Below are 20,422 nucleotides of genomic sequence, written 5' to 3'. Positions count from 1 at the left end.
CTTTTAAAAATAAAACAGTAGAAGTTATCGCTTAATTGCTAATCTGAATGATGATAAAACCACTTTCTAATTTTAAAAATCTAATATAGAAAGTATAGTATAAGTGTGTACATGAATTACATAGAAAATAGTATAATTTATAATAATTATTCTATTTCTTCTATTGCCTCGTCATTTAGCAAATAATTTGATACTTCCATCATTTGATTAGCCCCATCCATTTTTTTTTGGAGTTCTAATATTGTTTCTGTATCTTTATCTCGCATAGCATAAAATAGGTTTAATCTAACATTACTGTATATATTTAAAGTAGATCTTAATATTTTTTCGCTCTCTGTATATTTTTCAGTTGGAGTGTTTTCTAATAAATAATCTCCTATTACTAAACCTAAATCAGTAATATTTTGAGATAAATCATCGGTATATTCAGTACTGTTTTCAAGGTTTTGTCCTATCAATAATAATGCTGAATTTAATTCTTGATTAAATGTAACTCTTTTTTCTAAATAGACTTTCTCATTTAGTTCTTCTGATTCCTTTTCTTCAGTTTTAGGGACATAATACCCTGGGGCATAAACACCGGATGTTTCTCCATTTTGTCTGAGGTAAAGAAAAACTTTCTCATCTTTGTTAAGTTCCTTAACTAATAGATTATATTTATTTCCATCCGAGTTTTCTTCTTCATTTTTCTTTAATACGCCATTTAGTTTATCTGCTAATTCTGCCCACATATCTCCATTTGTTCCATATTTAGATACCATATCAGCAGAGATATAATAATGTATAATTCCTGATTCTGTATCATAGGATATATATTCATAATTAATGATATTATTAATTAATGGAATCAATGTTTTTTCTAAAAAAAGATCTTCTTTATCTTCAATATTAATTTTCTCATTTTCTATGTTTGTTGTAAGTACTGGTTTACTCTCAGTTTTTTCTTTTTCAGCTTTTAATTCTTCCGTTCTAGTCATTTCTCTAGGAGTATTTATCAAGTATAGACTTAATCCCCCTAAAGCAAGAACAATTATTCCAATAAATATTACTAATTTCTTACTCAACTTTTTCATTTTTTTCCTCCAAATAAAAAATAATAGTACCATTTTAGTTATTAATGTAATTCTAGATTCAAATTTAACATAACAAATAGTATTTAACACCATAATATTTATCTTGAATCAACTCAAAATAGAGTTCAAAGGATATATAAGTTAGAGTTCAAAAAATAATAGTTAGAAAAAGATATTTATAAATAAAACCATAATGTTAAGTAACAAGTAATAAGTTACTTGTTACTTAATTTATAAACCCTGAAAAAGTTATTAAAAAGACGAATAGGTTAAGGTGTTTTGTGAAGAGTAAATACATTGTTTTGCTCAAAAGTATTTATCAAAACCGTAGAAAAAAATGCTAATATAGTAGATGAAATGAAAAAAATTCATATGTGTTTTCTGTTGTTTTGTTTCTTCATTTAAAAAAATAGTTCATGGCCTAAAATACAAAAGATACCAATTATTTAACTAATATATGCTACTCTAATATTCTTCAAAATACTGATATTCGAAAAGGAGTTATTTTTAAAATGCAAACTAAACTAGAATATTATAGTGATTTATTGACTTTGTCATATGATGAAGCTATAATATTATTGTTAAATAAATATGGAACAAGCAAAGATGATTATTTTAGAGAAAGCTCATACGAAAGATTCTTGAAAAAAGAAATAAGAACGATTACAAGAGGGAAATATACAAGAACTTCTGAAGGTTTATATTGTCATCATATCGCTGAAAATAAATATCTAAATATATCTGATGAGGTTTATATTTCCAGAAATAAATATTCATTTGAATTACAAAAGAAAGAACAACTAGTTTATTGCGATCTATTTGAACACTTAATTTTACATACTTTAATAGCAAAAGAAACAGCTGGAAATTTTGGTATTCCAGGTTATGATACATACTTATATCCAATGATTTTAGAATGGTACATAGGTGGAGTAAAACCTCAAAAAAGAGAATGGCTGAAGAAATGTTATGAGCGTGCTTTTTTAACATCTGATGAAACTAGAAATCTACTTATCAAGATCAATTTATTTCTACCTGAAAACCTTCAAAATAGTGGAGAAATAGTATATATTTCTCCTGAAGAAAGGCATGAAAAATATCTTGAAAATAAGATGGTACGGGAAGAAGAAAATAAAAAAGAAGAGGAAAAATGGAGAGAGAAACGGTTACTAAGAGAAGAACAAGAAAAAAAACAACGAATTAAAGAATTTTACCATGCTTATCCGAATTTCGAGAAAATGAATATAATGTTCGATAGTCCAAGAAAAAAAGTAATATCTATGTTGTATGATCTTAAATATAAAAATATTTTTAAAAATAAAAAAGAACTTGATCTAGCAAAGAAGACTTTTATTAAAGACGAGCTATTAGAGGAGTTATACTTAGCCATTTCTGATAACGAAACTAACTAATGTCGTATAAACAGTAAATTTTAAATACATTAAATTATGTAATTTAATGTATTTTTATATAAAAAATATTATATAGATTAATATGATTTTTTAAGAGATAATGCATTAAAGGAGTGAAATAAATGGTAGATATAGATAAAACTGCAAAGTTTTTAAAAATGGGAGCAGGTGCAGTGCTAGGAATGAGTTCTATCGGAACCATAATTTTAGCAGGTACAGAACTAATGTCAGATAAAGCTAAAGATATAAAAGAACATGGTACTATTGATCAGCTAAGCGATGAAGTAAGGAGACAAGATTTATATTATCAAACATTAGAATACAAAGCTAAATTAGCACAAGAACTAGCTATTTCTCAAAGAATAGCTACTGCTGAAGAAGTAGAAATTGAGGAATATTATGAAGGAGAAGGCAATGGATCTTTAGGTCTAAATGCTAAGGAAGGCAATATTTCGTTAGGTGCTGCTGGATCTGGTAGAAAAGTAACGAAAAGAATCTATAGATTTACTGGGTTTAATGAACTATCCGCCGAAATTTTAGCTGAAAAAAATCCCACTGAATATGAGTTAGAATAAAAAATATTTAATAAAAGCAATTGATACATAAAACAGAGTAAATAGAAACTTGATTTAACAAAGTTCTTTCTATTAATTTCTTTATTACTGAATTCATTATTTAGAAAGTAAGATACATGAAATTAGATAAAAACGTGTATCGGGAATCCTATTCCAATAGGGTTCTTTTTTTAGTTCACCCTCCAATACATGATTATGTGGTATAATAAACAAAATCATGTATCGCTTTTGTGAGAGGAGAGGGCTTTTAAATGAGTTACAACGTCCAACCATTAAGGACTCAGCAAGAAATAAACGACTTTTTATTTTGTTTAAGAAGAAATAAAAACGCGGATCGGGATGTTTTTCTGTTTTTGATTGGCATTAATAGCGGTTTACGTATGTCAGATATTGTAAAATTAAAGAAACAAGACCTGATTTCCTCCAAAAACCCCCGAATCGTCGAGAAAAAAACAGGCAAAACCCGTATTTTATATTTGAGTAGTCTGCAGGACTTGATCCAAGACTATACAAAAGACCTAGAACCCCAGGATTATTTGTTTCCCAGCACCAAAGGTGGTCATGTAGAAGTGAATACGGTCTATCAAATGTTTCAAAAGGTCGCGAAGCTGTTAGGAAGAGACGATATCGGCACGCACACGCTGCGTAAGACATTCGGCTACCACTATTACAAGAAAACCAAAGACGTGGCCACACTGATGGAAATATTCGGTCACAGCAGCGAAAAAATTACGAAGCGTTATATTGGTATCAATGAAGATGAAATCAGCGAGACACTGTTGAATTTCAGGTTAGGTTTCTAATATTTTAACAATAAAAAATTATTTAGGACTAAAAATAGAGAGCAAAGAAACTATAAACGTATAAAAATATTGAAATAGATGTTATTATATACATTGCTTTTTCGAATGATGTTAGTGGTTGGATCTTTCGCTTTCTTCGTAAACTACTATAATAAATTAGTGTGCTTAAAAGTAACAAGATTGTTAGTCAAGTCCATAATATTATGTAAAATACAGCACACTGTTTTAGAGCTTTAACCTATAGGTTGAAGCTCTAAAATATATTTTCTGGTAAATCTTTGTTAGCCCGTTTCCTCTCTTTTCTGCGAAGACTAGCTTTTTTACCAGTTCTAACTCCTAACGCAATAGTTTATTCTCTCTTTGTACTATTTTCAAACGAAAACTCCTTGAATTTCAATATTATACCCCAAAATAAAAATCGGTATACAAGTAAAAATATAACAAATGTAATAATAAATTCTAGAGTAGAAAATGGTTCGTAATCAATCAAATATGTATTAATATAGATTAATACTAAAGAGATTAGCTCCATCAGTGTATCTTTAAACCCAATTTTTTTATACATGTAACTCATTTTTCTTAAATTAAAAATATCAATAACTTCTTTACTGAGAACTCCTTTTCCAACACTTAAGCCTACCAAATAAATTCCAAAAGCAAGTGCGTAATTCAAATTAAAGATTTGTGTTATCGCACTGTATATAATCGTCATTATAACTAAATACATATTCATGACTCCTTTTTATTTTCTTTAATATTTCGAGAAATATAATCTCCTCCTTATTTAATAACGAAAATTATAAAAAAAGATTGTTGCTACTTCATTGATATTTTCTAATAAAGTAATCACTAGTAATTCAGTTCTCCTTATCTTACTTTTATTGTTATCCGTTAAAAAGGTTAGTTATGATTAGATAATGACAAGTATAAAGAAATGATCTGTAAACTTAAAAGTGAAAAAGTAGCGTATTATTTTTTACGATTGTAGATAAATTGTTTGATCAAGATTTCAAGTATTTTATATGTAAATAAAATTAGTCCAAGGGCTAAAGCTAAGTAACTTATTTGCATTAAAAAGCTACCTATAGTCGTATGAAGTACATTATTCAAAATAAAAGTTACAGCTGCATATGAAATTGCTAAGATCCAAAATTGTTTTTTGTTTATTTTCATTATGTCACTCCTTTTGTACAAGAAAAAGTCTATTTTTATTGTCATGCTGCTTGAAAAAATAAGTATAATTTTTTTTGGTAAAAACCTTCTAAAATATTCGATCATATAATATATTCTGAATCAAAAAACAAAATTAAACAACCGTCATCTTAAACTTTGCAGCAGACTAAAAAATAAAAGAGCTCACTTATAATTCAATAGTTTACATAAAACCGAATTATGCTAAATTGGATTACCTGTACTTGCTGTAACAGGATTACTGACTTCAGCCCAATGGACTAAATTAGGAAATGCTCCAGGAACTGCAGTTGCAAAAAAATGGGATACAAACGGGAATGGCTGGGTAGAATTTTATATGAGCAAAGGGTATAATGCAGCAGGAAAACATGTTGCGACTAAATACAAAACGAAGTAGCTATAAAGTAGCTATATAGGTTAGAGGTGATTTTATGTTTAAAAAATATAAACTTGAAAATGAAACGAACAAATTAGTAAAGTTTTTTTCAAGAGGGATGAAACAAAAAGTAAATTTGAGTATTATTGAAATTGTAAATTCTGATTTTATTATCTTAGACGAACCAACACTTGGATTAGATATATTTTCAATAATTTTTTTTAAAGAAACATTGTTAAATTTAAAAAAAGAAGGTAAGACTATTCTTATAACTAGTCATAATACAAAATTTTGTGAGGATTTAGCAGATAATATATATTTAATATTTAATAAGAATATTAAACGATTAGATTATATTAATGGTTGTAGTTTAGAACAATTATTCATTACAGAGATTGGGAGGATAGAATATGAATATTGAAAATTACATCCGTATAGGTACACTTTTATTTTTACTGTTTCTCTTTTTATGTATGATAATGATCAGTTATATAGGACAAAAAAAAGAAATCATAAGTAAAAAAAAGGGGGCCCTTTTAATAATAAGTACCTCAATCTTCTTTTCTTTACTATACTTCCTATTTATTTACATCGTTGATAAATTCAAATAAGAAGTAATAACAAATAGTAATTGATAACACGTTATAAACTTTATTCTATAAATTCATAATAAAAGGAAGTAGCTTATTATGACATTCTGGCAATGGCTTACTGGCGGAGGGCTATCAGGTGGTTGTGTTTTTACTTGTAGATGGTAATAACTAGGTAGACATAATTCCCATTAACTAAAGTATCTGTCTTAAAATTTATTAGAAAAAAATTATCTTCACACATACGCTACGGAAGATAGTTGGCTACCACTACTACAAGAAAAACGAAGACATGACTACACTGGTAGAGATATTCGGTCCAAAGATAAATATATCGGGATTAAGAAAGATGAAGTCAGTGAGACCTCACTTATTTCCAGACTAGGTTTCTAAAAAAAACAACTAATTATAAATCATTCAACTTAGTCTGCGTATAGTAGAAGTATCACATTTAAAGGAGACTACATATGAATATTTTATTCCTATACTATAATGAAGGGTTTGTTCTAAAGGCATATGAACTAGAAGAACACTATTTTGTCGAATTTAGCTTTCTTGAATTATGTAAAACATATCCTTGTCCTGATAAGTTTTTTACTATTGAATTATCAAAAGCACTAGCTGATTTCTACACTAAAAATCTACAAAATTTAAAAAAAATGCTCAAATTCGATGAAGATTTAAATTTTCCTCTTCTATGAAAAATCTGCTTGTTATTTTACTATACTCTTTTATAAAAATAACGTATACTTTTAAATGAAAACGTATTAATTAGTATACATTATTTTACTTGGAGGAGTAGCTATGAAAAAAATAAGAGTCATTACTCTTATTCTATTATTTGCTTTATTTTTTACTGGAATTAAAGATGTTGAGGCTGCAAGTTCGGTTCAGGTTCATTTTTTAAATATTGGTCAAGGTGATGCTACCCTGATTCAAACACCTAATGAAAATATATTGATCGACGGTGGAGGCAAAGGTAAAGGTCCCGAAGTTGTTAAATACTTAAAGAAATATAAAGTTTCTACTTTAACTGCGGTTGTATCCACTCATCCGGATGCTGATCACGTCGGTGGATTAGCTTATGTCATTAAAAATATGAAAGTGAATAAAGTTTATGCACCTAATGTAAGTCATACTACTCAAGCATATAAAGATTTTCTTTTATCAGTAAAGAATAAGAAATTAAAAATTACGGTTGCTAAACAAGGAGTTGAAATCCCTACAATAGCCAAAGATATTACGTTGAAATTTCTTGCTCCAGTAAAAACATATGCTAAAAGTGATTTGAATAACTGGAGTGCTGTTTTACATCTTAAACATAATAAAAAAGCATTCTTATTTATGGGTGATTCCGAAGCAAAATCAGAAACCGATATGCTAGCAAAAAAATTAATTTCTAAAGTTGACGTTTTAAAAGTTGGTCATCATGGATCTAAAGATTCAACAACTGCAAACTTATTAAATAAAGCAAAACCTACATATTCTGTCATTTCTGTAGGTAAAAATAGTTATGGACATCCTACTTCAACTGCTTTAAATCGATTAAAGGCTGTAAAATCAACTGTCTATCGAACAGATAAATTTGGTAATATTATATTTACATCTAATGGCTCAAAAATTACGGTAAAGACGGTGAAATAAAATGAAAAAAGGTATTATTGATCGTTTCGAAGGTAACCTAGCAGTAATAGAGTTTGATTCTGATATGCGTGATATCCCCAAAAAAAAGTTACCTGAAGGTAGTGAAGTTGGTGACTTACTTATTTTCGATGGTGATTCAATTACTATTGATAAGGCTGGTACAGATAAATTAAGAACAGAAATTGAAGATCTTATGAAAGAATTATTCGAAGAAGAATAGATTTTTCCCGTAAAGAAATAGCTCTGCCCTCTCCGGGGTAGAGCTATTTCTTTGTTATCAGCTCTTAAAGAACTACTTATATCTACAAATGATCAGTACTACATCATTAGGATAAAAAAGAAGGTGATTATGCTTCTACAATTTATCAAACGAAGAAAATAATCATATTCACGAAAAATTTGTATTAAATCTACTCTTGAAAAAACTAGATTAATCAAATAATTTGAAATAATTATTTACTTAAAATATTTCCTCAAGGTTTCTGTCATACACATGTTTATTATTAAAGGATGGCGCATGTGTATGACAGTATAAAGGATTAGACCCTGCAAGTATTCAAATCAATTTAAATATCTATACCCACGTTACCAAAAAATCAAGAAATAATACAGCAGAGAAATTTACTAAATACTCTAACCTTTAGGTGGAAAAGGTCAACGCAAAAAAGACACCTTCCAATAAATTGGAAAGTGTCTTTAAACATTGATATATAAATATTAACGTTTTGAGAATTGTGAAGCTTTACGCGCTTTTTTAAGACCTGGTTAGATATGAACAAATTCGTTAAAGCTTCAAAAACTTGAAGTACCAACATCTCTTGGATATTCTTATACCTCTTCTTTCACTGTATTTCAATTCATTTCTAACATCTCGTCCCACAATATCGACCCTAATTTTCTACACATTTCCTTTATTTTTTAATCGTTCTTCATTTAACCGACCTTCAAATTTTTCATAGGTTGACAAATTTACGATATTTGGAGTATTTACATATGCCTCTGTAATTTTGGTATCAGAATGAGTCAATGACTCTGATATTTCTGCCATCGTTGCACCACCTTCACGAGCTAATGTAGAGTACGTATGCCTCAACTTATGAGGATTTGTTTTAACTAGCTCTGGGTGCCTTCTACGTATTGAATTTAGCCTATAATTCAAATAATCAATATGAACTGGTAAATTCATTTCTCCTTTAGCGTTAGTATACGTAAATAAAAATTGTTCTCCTGTTTGCCTTACCTCAATTTTCTTAAGTTCTTCTTTTTGGTACTCTTTCCACTCTTTAAGTAATTCAATTAAAAATTGAGGTATAGCAATCTTAGTATTTTTTTTCCCTTTAGTTGACTTTAATTCTTTTGTTTTTGATAAATTTTGCACTAGTAATACATATCCAGTATCTAAGATAATATTTTTCCATTGCAAAGCATAACTTTCACTTTTTCTATCTCCTAAATTCAGAGTTAACATAAACAAAACATAATCTTGCATAATCATCGTTCCATTTTTGTATTCTTCATTCGCTGTATCAATCCACTGTATCAACTCTGGGGCAGTTAGTGACTCCCCTTCTAATTCTCTTTTTTCTTTTAGTTTCTGTTTTTTAGGCGCTGAAACATATTGAATAACTTTTTGAACTCTATTGTATTCAATATAGTCCAATAGCTCGGCTATCTCAAACATTTGATTAACGTAACTTTTTACTACTTTGATATTAGCATACGATTGAGATAATTTAGTTAATTCACGCAATACAATTTCCTTATTATCATTTAAATGCTTTATTGAATAATCTCCGAATATTGGAATGATATGCAGTCTAAAAATATCTTTAGTATTCTTTATAGTAGCATTACTTGGAGCTTGTCTTATTCTACCAGAAGAACCAGAAATATACATTTCCCACCAAATATCTTTGTAAAAAACCTCAAACTTTATATTTCCTTTTATTTCTAACGCTCTAGAATTTTTTTCATACAGTACTTGCTCTATTTGTTTTTTTATTTTTTTTTCTTCTCTAGTGGCTTCATCAAATGTCGAGAATGTTTTCTTATATCGTTCCTTTACTCCGGTTATCTGCTGTACTTCCTTTGGATAATATATTTCTAATCGAAAAGTGCCGTTTTTAGTTTTTGTAATTGCCACATCATACACATCCTTATAAAAAAACCGAAACATAGATAGCTACATTCCGGCTTACTTTTTTAAGCAGTCTCAACTGAACTCTGCATCCAATCATCTATTGCAAATTTATCGTAACGAACTGATCCACCAATGCTTATTCTAGGAAGTCCCATTTCAATCCACTTATCTAAAGTGTTGTTTGCTACATGAAGATAGTCGCAAATATCTTTTTTATTTAAGTAACGTCTTTCCAAGCCTGCATCTTGTCGAGCTCTTTGAATTTCCTTAATTAATGAATCATACACAGCACTACGCAAATTATTTAATTGGTTATCTGCTAAAACGATTTTCAATTCATTCATAACCTCATAACCCTCCATTCTCTCATTTCATTCATAAATATCCTCATTCCATATCTTGAAGGTCATGAATCGTCATTACAATTGTGGTTTGTCTTATTGTAATCGGTAGGCTGCCTAAGCCTTTCAGAATGAAGACAGCTGGCTGTCCAACACTGATATCGAAATCTGCAACCACTTCAATGTATTCGTAATCGCCGCGAAGGGGAGAAGTGACAATATAGTCTATATCGGATCTAGGCACGCGCTTTAAGAAAATTTTTTCGTGGATTTGGAGTTCATAGCCATTTCCACTAAGAGTCGAAAACCAATACTCTCCATGCTTTGCTCCAGATTTTAAATTGTAAATTTCTATTGTCACAAATACACGTCCTATCCTAATTATTTTAAGTCATTGCACAAAAGTAATCTTGCTATTTTTCCAACACCTTTTTAAATATACTGCATTTGGTAACGTCAAACTGCTCGCTACCCAAATATTATTTTTTATTTCCGCATGAAAGAATGCAATAAAATCTCCTTGTGTGCTTAATGGTAAATCCTCTACCATACATCTATAAACAGGTCTTTTCTTTGCAGTGTCCTCTATCATTAAGATGCCATTCATAAAAGCATAATCAAATCCAGTCTCTTTCATTTCCTCTATCCTTGAGTACACCAAACTTTTCTTAGTGAATTTTTCTCGTACAAATTCTGGTTTTAAATTATTTAAATACAGAATGCCAATTGACGGCTCATGTAGAAATCCTATACTATCAATATTCATTATACAAAATCTATCATTTCTGCACGATAATACATTGGATTTCCTTGCATAGAGCACTCTAAATTAACAAATTGGACTTTTACAGAGTCTTTTTTCATAATGTCCTGATTTGTCATTAAAGGCTTTGGGTTTAAAATTTTTATTTGGGTACTTTTTTTTCTGAAATTTCCGTCTAAAATTGTTACAGAATAGTTATAGCCTATAATTACATCTGTCGAAAAGTTACGTGGTTTTCCTTCTCTATCCTGAATAATTTCGCCATTTTTATCCGCACGATTTTCTTGCTCAAAAACTGGGATGACCTCGTCCAATTCAAAGATGCTCCCAATACTATTAAAATTCCAATCTCTTAAAGTTAGTAATTTTGCCATTTTAATTTCCTTCTCTCGTCTCTTTTTTTGTTCTTGCCTGAACATCAGGTATTAAGTCTTCACGTCCAATGCCTACTAAGTGCGCTATCATTCGTTCTGCCAATCCTCTTGAATATTCTAGGTATTTACCAGTGATATCATTTAAATCGCCTAGAGCTCCATTTTTAGTTAAAAATTCCATTGCTTGATAGGCTGCAAGAGGTCCTTGCTCTTCTAACCACTTTGCAGTACTCTCCATAGTTGTTACTTTATATTTCCTATTTAATTTTATCGGAGGTACTTTTAACAAAAATCTATCCCAAAATTTAGGAACATTGATTTTAGTTTCATCAGTGTAGAATCGAAGTTCCTCTCTCAGAACACCTCTAATAATATTTTCAAGAGATTCATCTTCATGCGCTATTAGCCTAGCCATATCATTAGCCGGCTCTTTCTTTAATTCAAGTTCCACTCGATTCCAGCTACCGTAATCGGATATATCTGTCCCGCTACTTTTAGCTTGTTCTATCGCTTTATCATAAATTCTTATCATCATATTACTTGTTCTTGCACCCACATTTAAGGTTTTTCCTGTAGTTAATTTGTACTTAGATTCATGTATTGTATACTCTCTACCATTTGACCAATAAAGAGAGTTTTTTGCCTTATAAATTAATTGCTTGATTAAGAAATAAGGTTTCTTATTTTTATCATCTAAAGCTACGTCTAATCGCAATATTTCGGTATGCTCATACTTGGTAAAAATTAGTTTGAAAAACTCGCTCCATGAAGAAGATCGATTTTCTAACATTATCAAAAATTGGGTGCATGCTTCACCACTCATTTGGAGAACACAATCAGCAATATAAGTAGCTTCCTTGTATGTGTAGACATGTATCAAGCCATATGCATAATAGCTATTATAGTTATAGTAGATGAGATTTCCATCTGCAAAACTACAATCGTTTATATCTAAGCCTAATAACTCTTCAATAATCATTTCGGGTTCAACCTGCAGACGAATTTTAATCCAGTCTATTTTGCCTGTGACAAATTCAGAACTCGTCATGTTATTTACCACAACCTATCTTTCAAATAACAGTAAAAATCACGATTTTCTTCCGTTCAAAACGGGGCACGCTGCGACAGCCCTCAAACCCTTGGTACATAAGGTTTTTCCAGTGAAACAGTGCAATTGTTGGCCTGGTATTACAAGCAGGCGCCTCGGATTTCTAAAGATATGCCGAGCAAAAACCACTCTCGGCTAGGCATAATTTTTCGTGAGATTAATTTTCCTCTCTTGCTTTGGGCTGCGCCCCGCATCGAGAAAAATTAATCACCCAAAAAATGACGCTTGTTAAAGAACACTCCCATGTTTGTCTAGCTCTAATCAAATACTCGAGCACTACTTATTTTCCGGTATAATATAACTTCTGGCTTGCTTAAGAACACCTCTGAGGGATCTATTCTAAACGTACCATAATCTCTTTCGAGTTCGTTCATAAGCGTCACCATAGATAAGCATTGGACAGAACTGCTCTCTAAGCCTTCAAACTCTTTTCTGATTTCATCTAGTGTTCTTCTCATTGTTTGTATAATCGCTCCTTAACAATATCTTTGTAGTTCTTCAATAAAATCAAAGTTCTGCATGTCAATGAATGGCGATTCATAGTACTGTGCAGACTCTTTGCCACTTCCCTGTTGGAAGAGTAAGCCCGAACCTTTCACTTCTATAGGTGGGGGAGATTCTGGTGTATTCCCCCCAAATATCATGCGATAACCTTCACTACTATTTGATCCAAGAGCTATCCTAAGCCCTAAATTATCCCTTAGGTCTGAGCTTAGAGTATTGGCTGACATTTGCTGAGCTGCGATTAGAATAAAGACCCCTGCGGCTCTGCCAAGTAAAATAATTTGTTTTATTCCGTCCATAACTTTGTTCGTAAGCGCTTTAGAAACCTTGTCTGTTCCACTAGCTTGAAAAGCTCCCATTTCATCAAACACGACCCAAATAGGCTTATAGTTATGGTCTGCAAAGTTGCTACCATACTTAAAATTTTCATTCATATAATTATAGCGTTCCATCATCTCGTTAACCGCAAGAAGAACAATTCTATCAATATTATTCGGTGTAGTTGCAACTTTTTCCTCTCCCATATAATGACTTAACGCACTCAAGTCACTATTCTTGGGATCTATAATATATACGGTCGAATTTTGTTTTAGGAATTCAAGGATTAAAAAGCTAATGAAAACGCTTTTCCCACTTCCTGTTCCTCCTGCTAAAAGTATGTGGGGCGTGTCTTTTGGATTATAAATTACGCCATATCCAAGATCTATTTCTATTTTATCTGTATGTTTTTCTATACTAGGCTCCATGATTAAACGTTCAGGTTTTTGAAGCGCAAAATGATATTCGACTACTGTAGGACGGTTAATTTTTTCTTCAATTGGTAATCCTACAAAAGCTTCAAGTTCTACATCAAGCTTGTCTAATTTCTTATCCAACACATTGGCTTTTTTATGAGCTGCAATGATTAACGTTTCTTCTTTTTCCTCACACGAGAAAACTACAGAAGAAACAAATTTTCCGTTTTCCTCAGCGTATAAGTGATTATCTAAAAGGAAGTCGTATATAGCAAACCTGTATTTGTTCTTTTCAGCAATAATTTTTTTAAAGTTCTTTGTCAATCTAAAGGATTTAATAAACAAATATATTAAGGTTCCCCAGAATAACAACATTAAAATAGCGTTATTTACTGCAAATGAAAAAATTAGTAAAATCACAAATGCAAAATTAATAGAAACTCTTAGTGCTTTAAATCTAGCGTTGTAATCGGGAATATTATCCATCAATGAAATGTATTCATTTTGTGGCAACCATAACTTGGATAACCGTACCAGAACTTTTCTTATCATTTTATCTATGACCTTTGTCAATCAAGTAACGGATAAAAGTTATCAATCCTTTGAGCTTTTTCTTGCTCAAATAGTAGACTACAGCCAATAAGGCGACAGAGCCAAATGACATAAAGAGCATGTAAAATATTCCCGTAGTGGCAAATGAATAGGCACAAAAGTATAGAATAAACGTGCTGAAGGTGGCAATCCAAAACCGTATATTGTCTTTCATTCTTTTTTACTCCCTTTCAAATCAAATGATTTTATCTTATATTCAGAATTCATTTCTTTTTTGCTATATAAACTTTAATTAGTTGTGGTAGCTGTACTATTAATGTAATCGCAGCAAGTGATAGCCCCGCTGTGATAGCTCTTAAGGGTTGAAATCGTATTAAGTCAAAATTACCACTTGTTCCAGCAAATAAGCTTATCGTTAATAACAACACAGCTGTCGAAATCGCCCATGGGTTATAGTCGTTTTTCATGCTATTTCACCTCCTTATTTACTAAATTCAATCCCGCAATAACCTTTAAAATAAAATTGTAACTAGCGTTAGTACCTGCTAGCTTATCGAACTCATTCTTCACTTTAAAGAATAAATATGAATTTTTAGGCATGAGTCTTTTAATGTCCTCGACACTAGATTCATCAGCGAGATATGCAGAATATCCATAATTAAGTGGTGTACTACTTTGAAATGCTTCTAAGGCTTTTTTTATTGGTTCTAAAGTAATATCTTTATCCAGTTCGTTATCAGTGTAGTAAAAATAATTGTTAGGATAGATGTTGTAATTTCCGTCATTAGAAATTATCAAATCTATGAGTCTTTTTCCATCATTTTTAAATAAACGACATGCAGTTAAGACATTATCCATGACGTTTTCTGCAGTTGGAAGGGTATAATGTATTCTCATTTCTAGTAAATCATCTTGTGTAAAACTAAAACTCTCTGAGCTACCTAGTCTTAAAGTTTGCAGTTTCCGAAGTACTCCCTCAGATAAGTTGGATAAGATAATCCCCTCTAGTAACAACATTTCTCCAATAGTCTTTTTCATAATTAATTCATCCTCTCATTTTTTAATTCAGTAACATATCAACATTTGTATATTAGGTGAACCTCTACAAAACATAATCCCACTATCCTTCTAATTCAAGAACCCTCGAATTTCTTACTATGTCATATTCCAGAAAATTTAATACAGATAATAGCTCATACGGGAAATCTTTTGAGTAGTCGTTAAATATCTCTGTTAATCGACTTACCTCTATCGAAATCACTTTTATTTCTTGACCTTCTCGCGTTTCATAAGCCATATTTTTTACTCCTCTATTTTCAGTTCTTCTTCAATCACTAACTGGATGAATTTTTCTAGTTCGTCTGGTGTCACTATTGCTCCTCCTCTATTCATATACTCGAATATTACCTAACTCGTCTTCACATACATTTCCTTCACCCATTGCTACTGCTAGGAACCATTCTTCAGCGTATTCAGCAATATCTTTTTCAAACTCTCTCTCTTCTTCTGTCATTTTTAAACCCCACTATCTCTTAATTTTTTATTTAAGAAGAGAAAAACTTAATGCCTTCCCCTTCTACACTGACATCAATTTAACTTACTGGGTATTTTTTCGGTATTTCATAATAGCATCCACTAACTCACACACAAACTCTCCAAATGCCGCATTACTTGAAACACCATAGTCAATTGAAATAGCGCAAATTTCCCCAACATGTTTCATTACTTTCTGATCAATATGCTCGTGTACAATTTTGATTGTGTCTAAATCCTGGCAGTACAGTTCGGGGTAATCAGTAGCGGGACGTCCTCCTCCGTTTTCTAGCAAAGCTCGTTCAAATGCTGTATATTCGAATTTATTCAAGTCTTTAAATTGTTTTTTCTTCATTTTGTTCCATCCTCCATAACCTCTTTTGAACTGTTAATGTCTTTGTCCATTCAAATTCTCCTCTTTCTCAATTTAGTTTTTAATATATGGTGAGTTTTTTAATATTGTTGGTGATCTTGTATTAATCAATACTGTGCCTCCCAAATACTCCGTTTAAGTTTGAATGTTATCCCGTAATACTATATAAAAAAAGAGGGACTTCGTTATCCCGTAACTGTTTATTTTTTTACGGGATTTAGATATCCCGTAAAATGAGTATATAATGATTTTATTCCTTAGTCAAGTTATTCTTTAAAAAAAATGATTTTATACATAAACGAACACAAAAAGCTCTATGAATCCTTTTAGCATCAAAAACATCTTTAAAATACAGTTGCATATCAGTAAGAGCTTTTAAAACATCCTCTTCTAACATAAATGATGTCTGATATTCCCAATCATTACTCATATCAGAATCACTAAATTCTAATTTTTTTATTTTGATATCCTTCCAATCTATTTCATGCATCATTGAATATTGAGTCCTCACCGCTTGACTTACAAGACTTGAATAACTAACATCCACCCCAAAGTTTGACTTAAAATCATTTTTCAAATTATCTAATAATACTTTTGACTCTGTAGATAACCGCATTCTTATATTTTCTTTTTTCATATAAACACCTCTCATCGTTTGAATTTTATCCCGTAACTTAAGATACCATTTTCTTCTAAAATTTTCAAGTATAAACGTAATCTAAATTTCCATATCTTTTCAGTCACTAATTTTAGGTAACCTTTAACTATACCGTCACACGGAGCGAAAAACACTCCTCAATATAAATTGAGAAGTGCCTAAAGTTGTTGATATATTAACGTTTCGAGAATAAATAAGTGTATTTTAGACGTACCTTTAATCTTCTGTATACTTTCATATCAACGTTTGAAAGTACGTAAAAGGGATGTAGAATGCTCAAAGTTCACAAAAAACTTTCCATTTCCATCAATTGGACAGACTGCAGAAAGTCTCTTGTAATAATAACTTAAAATATAATTTTTAAACAAACAATAGTATAAGACCGTTTTTCTCTACCTTAAAAAAATTTCTATATTTCAAAAACATCTGCTTCAGGAATGTGCTTATATAGAGTATTAGATTCCTCAACATATATGTCATACGAATGATAGTTGTTTTCAAGCGATCCACCAAAATCTAATATTTCTATAACTCCCTGTAAGATTTCACCATTAAAGTTGAACTTGACCTCTTGTTCCTTAAGATATTTCATTGGGGGTAAATTTCGGTTATCTTTAAAAAACATTTCTATTCTCCTTTTTATTTTTATTAGTTATTTATTAGCCTTAATTATACTCTTATTTACATATATTACTATCGAAATGGAATCGTGAACGCGTAATAAATTAATCTCCTATTAATAATTTATTATACCAACTTAACTAAGTAAAATTTTTTTGTACTATTCATTTTTTCTACTTTAACATAGCGTAAAATATAAAACCGTCCCAACCCTCGTCCCAATCAATAAAAAAAAGACACCCACCAATAAATTGGAAGATGCCTTAAACGTTGATATGATAACGATATTAACGTTTTGAGAATTGTGAAGCTTTACGAGCTTTTTTAAGACCTGGTTTTTTACGTTCAACCATACGTGGGTCACGAGTTAACAGACCTGCTGCTTTTAAAGCAGTACGGAAGTCTGGATCAACTTGTAGTAACGCACGAGCGATCCCATGACGGGCTGCTCCTGATTGTCCAGTGAATCCACCACCATTTACGTTTACATGAACGTCGTAGCTACCTAAAGTTTCTGTAAGAGCTAAAGGTTGTTTAACAACTTCGTGTAAATATGGGAATGGGATGTAATCAGTGATATCTTTTTTGTTCATGATAATTTTTCCAGTACCTGGTAACAAACGTACACGGGCAGTTGAATTTTTACGTCTTCCTGTTGCGATATATTGTGCTTGTGCCATAGATATTCCCTCCTTAAATTAAGTTTGTGATGTCTAATACTTCAGGTAATTGCGCTTGGTGTTCGTGTTCTGCTCCACCGTAAACATGTAATTTCATGCCTTGAGCGCGACCTAAAGTGTTTTTAGGAAGCATACCTTTGACAGACAATTCGATTAATTTACGAGAATCTTTAGTACGTAATGCACCAGCAGAGATTTGTTTCAATCCACCTGGATTACCATCGATGTTACGGTAATAGATTTTGTTAGTTGCTTTTTTACCAGTTAATTTCGTTTTGTCAGCGTTGATTACAATTACGAAATCCCCTGTATCAACATTTGGTGTGTAAGTTGGTTTATTTTTACCACGTAAAATAGCTGCGACAACACTTGACATACGTCCCATTGGGATATCAGTTGCGTCTACCACATACCATTTACGTTCTACTTCATTTGGTTTTGCCATATAAGTTGTACGCACGTTTTATTCCTCCATATTCTTATCTGTTTGTTTGAATGCACAATAAGTTTCCGGGGCTCATCGTGGCGGCAAACAATACCATTTAATATTTTAACCTTTATATTGACTTTTGTCAATTATTTTATATAGAAATAAATTGATTTTTTCCGGATAGGTCTATTAGTTTGATAACTTTAGTAATAGAAAACTGGTGACAAGGTTAGTCGGAATTTCAGGAGAAATAGGATTCTTGAGAGGAAGCACTGTAGGCAAGGAATGCCTAATTTAAAAAGTAAGCCATTAATAGATCATCAATAAACTGGCCTTCGATCCAAAATTCATCTTTCAAGCGGCCTTCTAATTGAAAACCGTTTTTTTGGTACAGCTGGATCGCTGCCGGGTTCGTGGATAATACACGCAAGCTTAATTTATGGATGCCTTCATTAGCCGCTAAAGTCTTGATAGCCGTTAGTAAAGCTGTTCCTACACCTTTGCCTTGAAACGATGGATGAACCCCCACATCTATTAACCAGCCCTTTTGGTGAGCTGTCAAACTAGTGGGTGAATGAAATCCTAAAAATCCTGCGATTTCTTGGCTATCCTCTGCTAAAGCGACTAGTTGGGAACCGACTGAATAATGTTTTTGATAATCCGCTACCGTTTCATAAGTTGTCACATGTGGCGTATTCCCTAAATGCCAGATGTGATTCTCAATGTCCATCAATTGAGGGTAATCGTTTCGTTCACTTGACCGAATGATCCAATTCATTCTGCACCTGCTTTTCTACGATACTGTTTTCTTGCTGATTGGATTTTTTTGCAGTTTCTGATGCTTTATAATAGACTTCCATCAGATACAATCCTTGAGGTTTAGCTGTTGGACCAGCTTCATCACGGTCTTGGACTGCTAGCAGCCGTTTGATCTCATCTGCTGGGCGCAGTCCGTTGGCGATTTGCAGTAATGTGCCGACAAAGATGCGGACCATGTTGTACAAAAAGCCGTTCCCACTAAAAGTAAAGATCAATTCATTGTTGAAGACATCTTTTACAACACTAGCTTCATAGACCGTGCGTACTTTGTTCTCTCTACCGCTATTACTGGCACAAAAACTGGAAAAATCGTGTTTTCCTTCGATATCTTTTAGGGCATTTTCTAACTTTTCCATATCGATTCGATAAGGATGATGCAAGGTATACAAGCGTTTAAAAGGATCTGGGACCTCGTTTAAATCGACGCGGTATTGGTATTTTTTCCCTGATGTATTGTAGCGTGCATGAAAATCAGTCTCGACGATCGAAACGTCTTTCACAAAAATCTCATCTGTCGTTAAACTGTTCAATGCACGCTGCATATTTTTAGCCGGTATCATAAACGGGTAATCAAAATGAATGACTTGTCCTTTGGCATGTACCCCAGAATCGGTCCGTCCTGACCCATAAATGGTCACTTTTATGCCTTTAGTCATAATTTTCAAGGATTTTTGAATCTCGCCTTGCACTGTGCGATCGTGTGGTTGGATCTGAAACCCTGCAAAATGCGTTCCATCGTACTCCACGATCAATTTATACCGTATCCATTCCATTTGTCTAACTCCTTTAACTATCTTGTTCTTAGAGCATTATAAGTTAGGGTCTATCATTCTTAGTATTGCTAAATGAATTAATTGACTCACCTGAAATTTCTGAAGGAATAGGGTTTCTTGTAGCCATGTATTGGATTCAATGAGAATTACAACCCGTTAGCGTTTCAGCGATTACGAGTTGTTTTGAAGCTTGAAAGCCGGAAGACTTTTTTTGGCTTCAGGCGGTACCATGGCTCCACAAGCAAACCCGCCTATTCCAGAAGAAATTTCGTTTTGAAGCATCCATTCTTTTGACGTAGAATTAAAAGTCAAAGAACCTTTCACGACCTAGCGGAAAGGTTCTTTTTCTTCTTAC

28 protein-coding genes and 2 pseudogenes are annotated in these 20,422 nt (G+C 31.9%); 8 read left to right on the top strand and 22 right to left on the bottom strand.

All coding sequences use genetic code 11. The annotated features are described in order from the left end of the window. Positions 1–146 precede the first annotated feature (146 nt). Complete coding sequence (locus BP17_RS00545; RefSeq protein ID WP_035050928.1) at positions 147–1,073, bottom strand: hypothetical protein; 927 nt, start codon at positions 1,071–1,073, stop codon at positions 147–149. 512 nt (positions 1,074–1,585) lie between these two features. On the opposite strand from BP17_RS00545, the gene BP17_RS13200 reads away from it, so the two are divergent. The 3 genes from BP17_RS13200 (at position 1,586) to BP17_RS00530 (ending at position 3,863) form a co-directional block, all read left to right on the top strand. Next, entirely contained in the window at positions 1,586–2,485 is a 900-nt protein-coding gene (locus BP17_RS13200; RefSeq protein ID WP_035050927.1) for a hypothetical protein, read from the top strand. Between the two features lie 122 nt (positions 2,486–2,607). Beyond that, positions 2,608–3,060, top strand: coding sequence for a hypothetical protein (locus tag BP17_RS00535; RefSeq protein ID WP_051910391.1), 453 nt, complete (start codon positions 2,608–2,610; stop codon positions 3,058–3,060). A 251-nt stretch (positions 3,061–3,311) separates the two neighbouring features. Continuing rightward, positions 3,312–3,863 (top strand): tyrosine-type recombinase/integrase, encoded by a 552-nt coding sequence (locus tag BP17_RS00530; protein ID WP_035050925.1) that lies wholly within the window; start codon positions 3,312–3,314, stop codon positions 3,861–3,863. A 349-nt stretch (positions 3,864–4,212) separates the two neighbouring features. Here the strand turns inward: BP17_RS00530 and BP17_RS00525 are convergent, their stop codons facing one another. Both BP17_RS00525 and BP17_RS00520 read right to left on the bottom strand, forming a co-directional pair. Next, complete coding sequence (locus BP17_RS00525; RefSeq protein WP_035050924.1) at positions 4,213–4,590, bottom strand: hypothetical protein; 378 nt, start codon at positions 4,588–4,590, stop codon at positions 4,213–4,215. 242 nt (positions 4,591–4,832) lie between these two features. After that, positions 4,833–5,036 carry a hypothetical protein gene (locus BP17_RS00520; RefSeq protein WP_035050923.1) on the bottom strand — a complete coding sequence of 68 codons (204 nt, stop codon included), beginning with the start codon at positions 5,034–5,036 and terminating at the stop codon, positions 4,833–4,835. 226 nt (positions 5,037–5,262) lie between these two features. On the opposite strand from BP17_RS00520, the pseudogene BP17_RS13590 reads away from it, so the two are divergent. From BP17_RS13590 to BP17_RS00495, 5 genes and pseudogenes are all read left to right on the top strand, one after another. Continuing rightward, positions 5,263–5,451 (top strand): annotated as a pseudogene (locus BP17_RS13590) (hypothetical protein); the annotation flags it as partial. A 34-nt stretch (positions 5,452–5,485) separates the two neighbouring features. Further along, complete coding sequence (locus tag BP17_RS00515; protein WP_051910390.1) at positions 5,486–5,851, top strand: P-loop NTPase family protein; 366 nt, start codon at positions 5,486–5,488, stop codon at positions 5,849–5,851. A 401-nt stretch (positions 5,852–6,252) separates the two neighbouring features. Continuing rightward, a pseudogene (locus BP17_RS13805) lies at positions 6,253–6,413 on the top strand (tyrosine-type recombinase/integrase); the annotation flags it as partial. Between the two features lie 411 nt (positions 6,414–6,824). Then, positions 6,825–7,664, top strand: coding sequence for a ComEC/Rec2 family competence protein (locus BP17_RS00500; protein WP_035050920.1), 840 nt, complete (start codon positions 6,825–6,827; stop codon positions 7,662–7,664). Position 7,665: 1 nt separating this feature from the next. After that, positions 7,666–7,884, top strand: a complete 219-nt coding sequence (locus BP17_RS00495) for a DUF3006 domain-containing protein (RefSeq protein WP_035050919.1) — start codon at positions 7,666–7,668, stop codon at positions 7,882–7,884. A gap of 678 nt (positions 7,885–8,562) precedes the next feature. Here the strand turns inward: BP17_RS00495 and BP17_RS00490 are convergent. From BP17_RS00490 to truA, 19 genes are all read right to left on the bottom strand, one after another. Continuing rightward, positions 8,563–9,807: a tyrosine-type recombinase/integrase gene (locus BP17_RS00490; protein ID WP_035050918.1), complete on the bottom strand. Its 1,245-nt coding sequence runs from the start codon at positions 9,805–9,807 to the stop codon at positions 8,563–8,565. Between the two features lie 59 nt (positions 9,808–9,866). Next, on the bottom strand, positions 9,867–10,148 hold the full coding sequence (locus tag BP17_RS00485) for a helix-turn-helix transcriptional regulator (protein ID WP_035050917.1): 282 nt from the start codon (positions 10,146–10,148) through the stop codon (positions 9,867–9,869). 43 nt (positions 10,149–10,191) lie between these two features. Continuing rightward, entirely contained in the window at positions 10,192–10,506 is a 315-nt protein-coding gene (locus tag BP17_RS00480) for a hypothetical protein (RefSeq protein ID WP_035050915.1), read from the bottom strand. Between the two features lie 30 nt (positions 10,507–10,536). Further along, positions 10,537–10,911: a hypothetical protein gene (locus BP17_RS00475; protein WP_198022492.1), complete on the bottom strand. Its 375-nt coding sequence runs from the start codon at positions 10,909–10,911 to the stop codon at positions 10,537–10,539. After that, positions 10,911–11,282 carry a hypothetical protein gene (locus BP17_RS00470; RefSeq protein WP_035050913.1) on the bottom strand — a complete coding sequence of 124 codons (372 nt, stop codon included), beginning with the start codon at positions 11,280–11,282 and terminating at the stop codon, positions 10,911–10,913. The genes BP17_RS00475 and BP17_RS00470 overlap by 1 nt, the downstream gene beginning before the upstream one ends. 1 nt (position 11,283) lies before the next feature. After that, positions 11,284–12,330, bottom strand: coding sequence for a replication initiation factor domain-containing protein (locus BP17_RS00465; RefSeq protein WP_035050912.1), 1,047 nt, complete (start codon positions 12,328–12,330; stop codon positions 11,284–11,286). A 317-nt stretch (positions 12,331–12,647) separates the two neighbouring features. After that, positions 12,648–12,848 (bottom strand): hypothetical protein, encoded by a 201-nt coding sequence (locus BP17_RS00460; RefSeq protein ID WP_035050911.1) that lies wholly within the window; start codon positions 12,846–12,848, stop codon positions 12,648–12,650. A gap of 18 nt (positions 12,849–12,866) precedes the next feature. After that, positions 12,867–14,180 (bottom strand): FtsK/SpoIIIE domain-containing protein, encoded by a 1,314-nt coding sequence (locus BP17_RS00455; RefSeq protein ID WP_232219580.1) that lies wholly within the window; start codon positions 14,178–14,180, stop codon positions 12,867–12,869. A gap of 263 nt (positions 14,181–14,443) precedes the next feature. Then, the gene (locus BP17_RS00450) at positions 14,444–14,647 is read right to left on the bottom strand and encodes a hypothetical protein (RefSeq protein ID WP_035050910.1); all 204 of its coding nucleotides are present in this window, start codon (positions 14,645–14,647) and stop codon (positions 14,444–14,446) included. A gap of 1 nt (position 14,648) precedes the next feature. After that, complete coding sequence (locus tag BP17_RS00445; protein WP_035050909.1) at positions 14,649–15,218, bottom strand: hypothetical protein; 570 nt, start codon at positions 15,216–15,218, stop codon at positions 14,649–14,651. An 82-nt stretch (positions 15,219–15,300) separates the two neighbouring features. After that, the gene (locus BP17_RS13330; protein WP_156955982.1) at positions 15,301–15,477 is read right to left on the bottom strand and encodes a hypothetical protein; all 177 of its coding nucleotides are present in this window, start codon (positions 15,475–15,477) and stop codon (positions 15,301–15,303) included. A gap of 87 nt (positions 15,478–15,564) precedes the next feature. Beyond that, positions 15,565–15,693, bottom strand: a complete 129-nt coding sequence (locus tag BP17_RS13710) for a hypothetical protein (RefSeq protein ID WP_269544452.1) — start codon at positions 15,691–15,693, stop codon at positions 15,565–15,567. Positions 15,694–15,777: 84 nt separating this feature from the next. After that, entirely contained in the window at positions 15,778–16,068 is a 291-nt protein-coding gene (locus BP17_RS00440; protein WP_035050908.1) for a hypothetical protein, read from the bottom strand. Between the two features lie 268 nt (positions 16,069–16,336). Next, positions 16,337–16,723: a hypothetical protein gene (locus BP17_RS00435; RefSeq protein WP_232219579.1), complete on the bottom strand. Its 387-nt coding sequence runs from the start codon at positions 16,721–16,723 to the stop codon at positions 16,337–16,339. A gap of 430 nt (positions 16,724–17,153) precedes the next feature. Beyond that, positions 17,154–17,369 carry a hypothetical protein gene (locus tag BP17_RS00430; protein WP_035050907.1) on the bottom strand — a complete coding sequence of 72 codons (216 nt, stop codon included), beginning with the start codon at positions 17,367–17,369 and terminating at the stop codon, positions 17,154–17,156. A gap of 283 nt (positions 17,370–17,652) precedes the next feature. Beyond that, positions 17,653–18,045, bottom strand: a complete 393-nt coding sequence (gene rpsI, locus BP17_RS00425; protein WP_035050906.1) for a 30S ribosomal protein S9 — start codon at positions 18,043–18,045, stop codon at positions 17,653–17,655. A gap of 13 nt (positions 18,046–18,058) precedes the next feature. Then, positions 18,059–18,505, bottom strand: a complete 447-nt coding sequence (rplM, locus tag BP17_RS00420) for a 50S ribosomal protein L13 (RefSeq protein WP_084676203.1) — start codon at positions 18,503–18,505, stop codon at positions 18,059–18,061. 259 nt (positions 18,506–18,764) lie between these two features. Further along, positions 18,765–19,253: a GNAT family N-acetyltransferase gene (locus BP17_RS00415; RefSeq protein ID WP_035050905.1), complete on the bottom strand. Its 489-nt coding sequence runs from the start codon at positions 19,251–19,253 to the stop codon at positions 18,765–18,767. Continuing rightward, positions 19,228–20,067 carry a tRNA pseudouridine(38-40) synthase TruA gene (gene truA, locus BP17_RS00410; protein ID WP_035050904.1) on the bottom strand — a complete coding sequence of 280 codons (840 nt, stop codon included), beginning with the start codon at positions 20,065–20,067 and terminating at the stop codon, positions 19,228–19,230. Before truA ends, BP17_RS00415 begins: the two co-directional genes overlap by 26 nt. Between the last annotated feature and the right edge of the window lie 355 nt (positions 20,068–20,422).

Origin of the sequence: Carnobacterium pleistocenium FTR1, from assembly GCF_000744285.1 — a bacterium.
GTDB classification, from domain to species: Bacteria; Bacillota; Bacilli; order Lactobacillales; family Carnobacteriaceae; genus Carnobacterium_B; species Carnobacterium_B pleistocenium.
The sequence above is the reverse complement of the archived record's forward strand: the minus strand, read 5'-3'. Positions and strand labels throughout refer to the sequence as shown.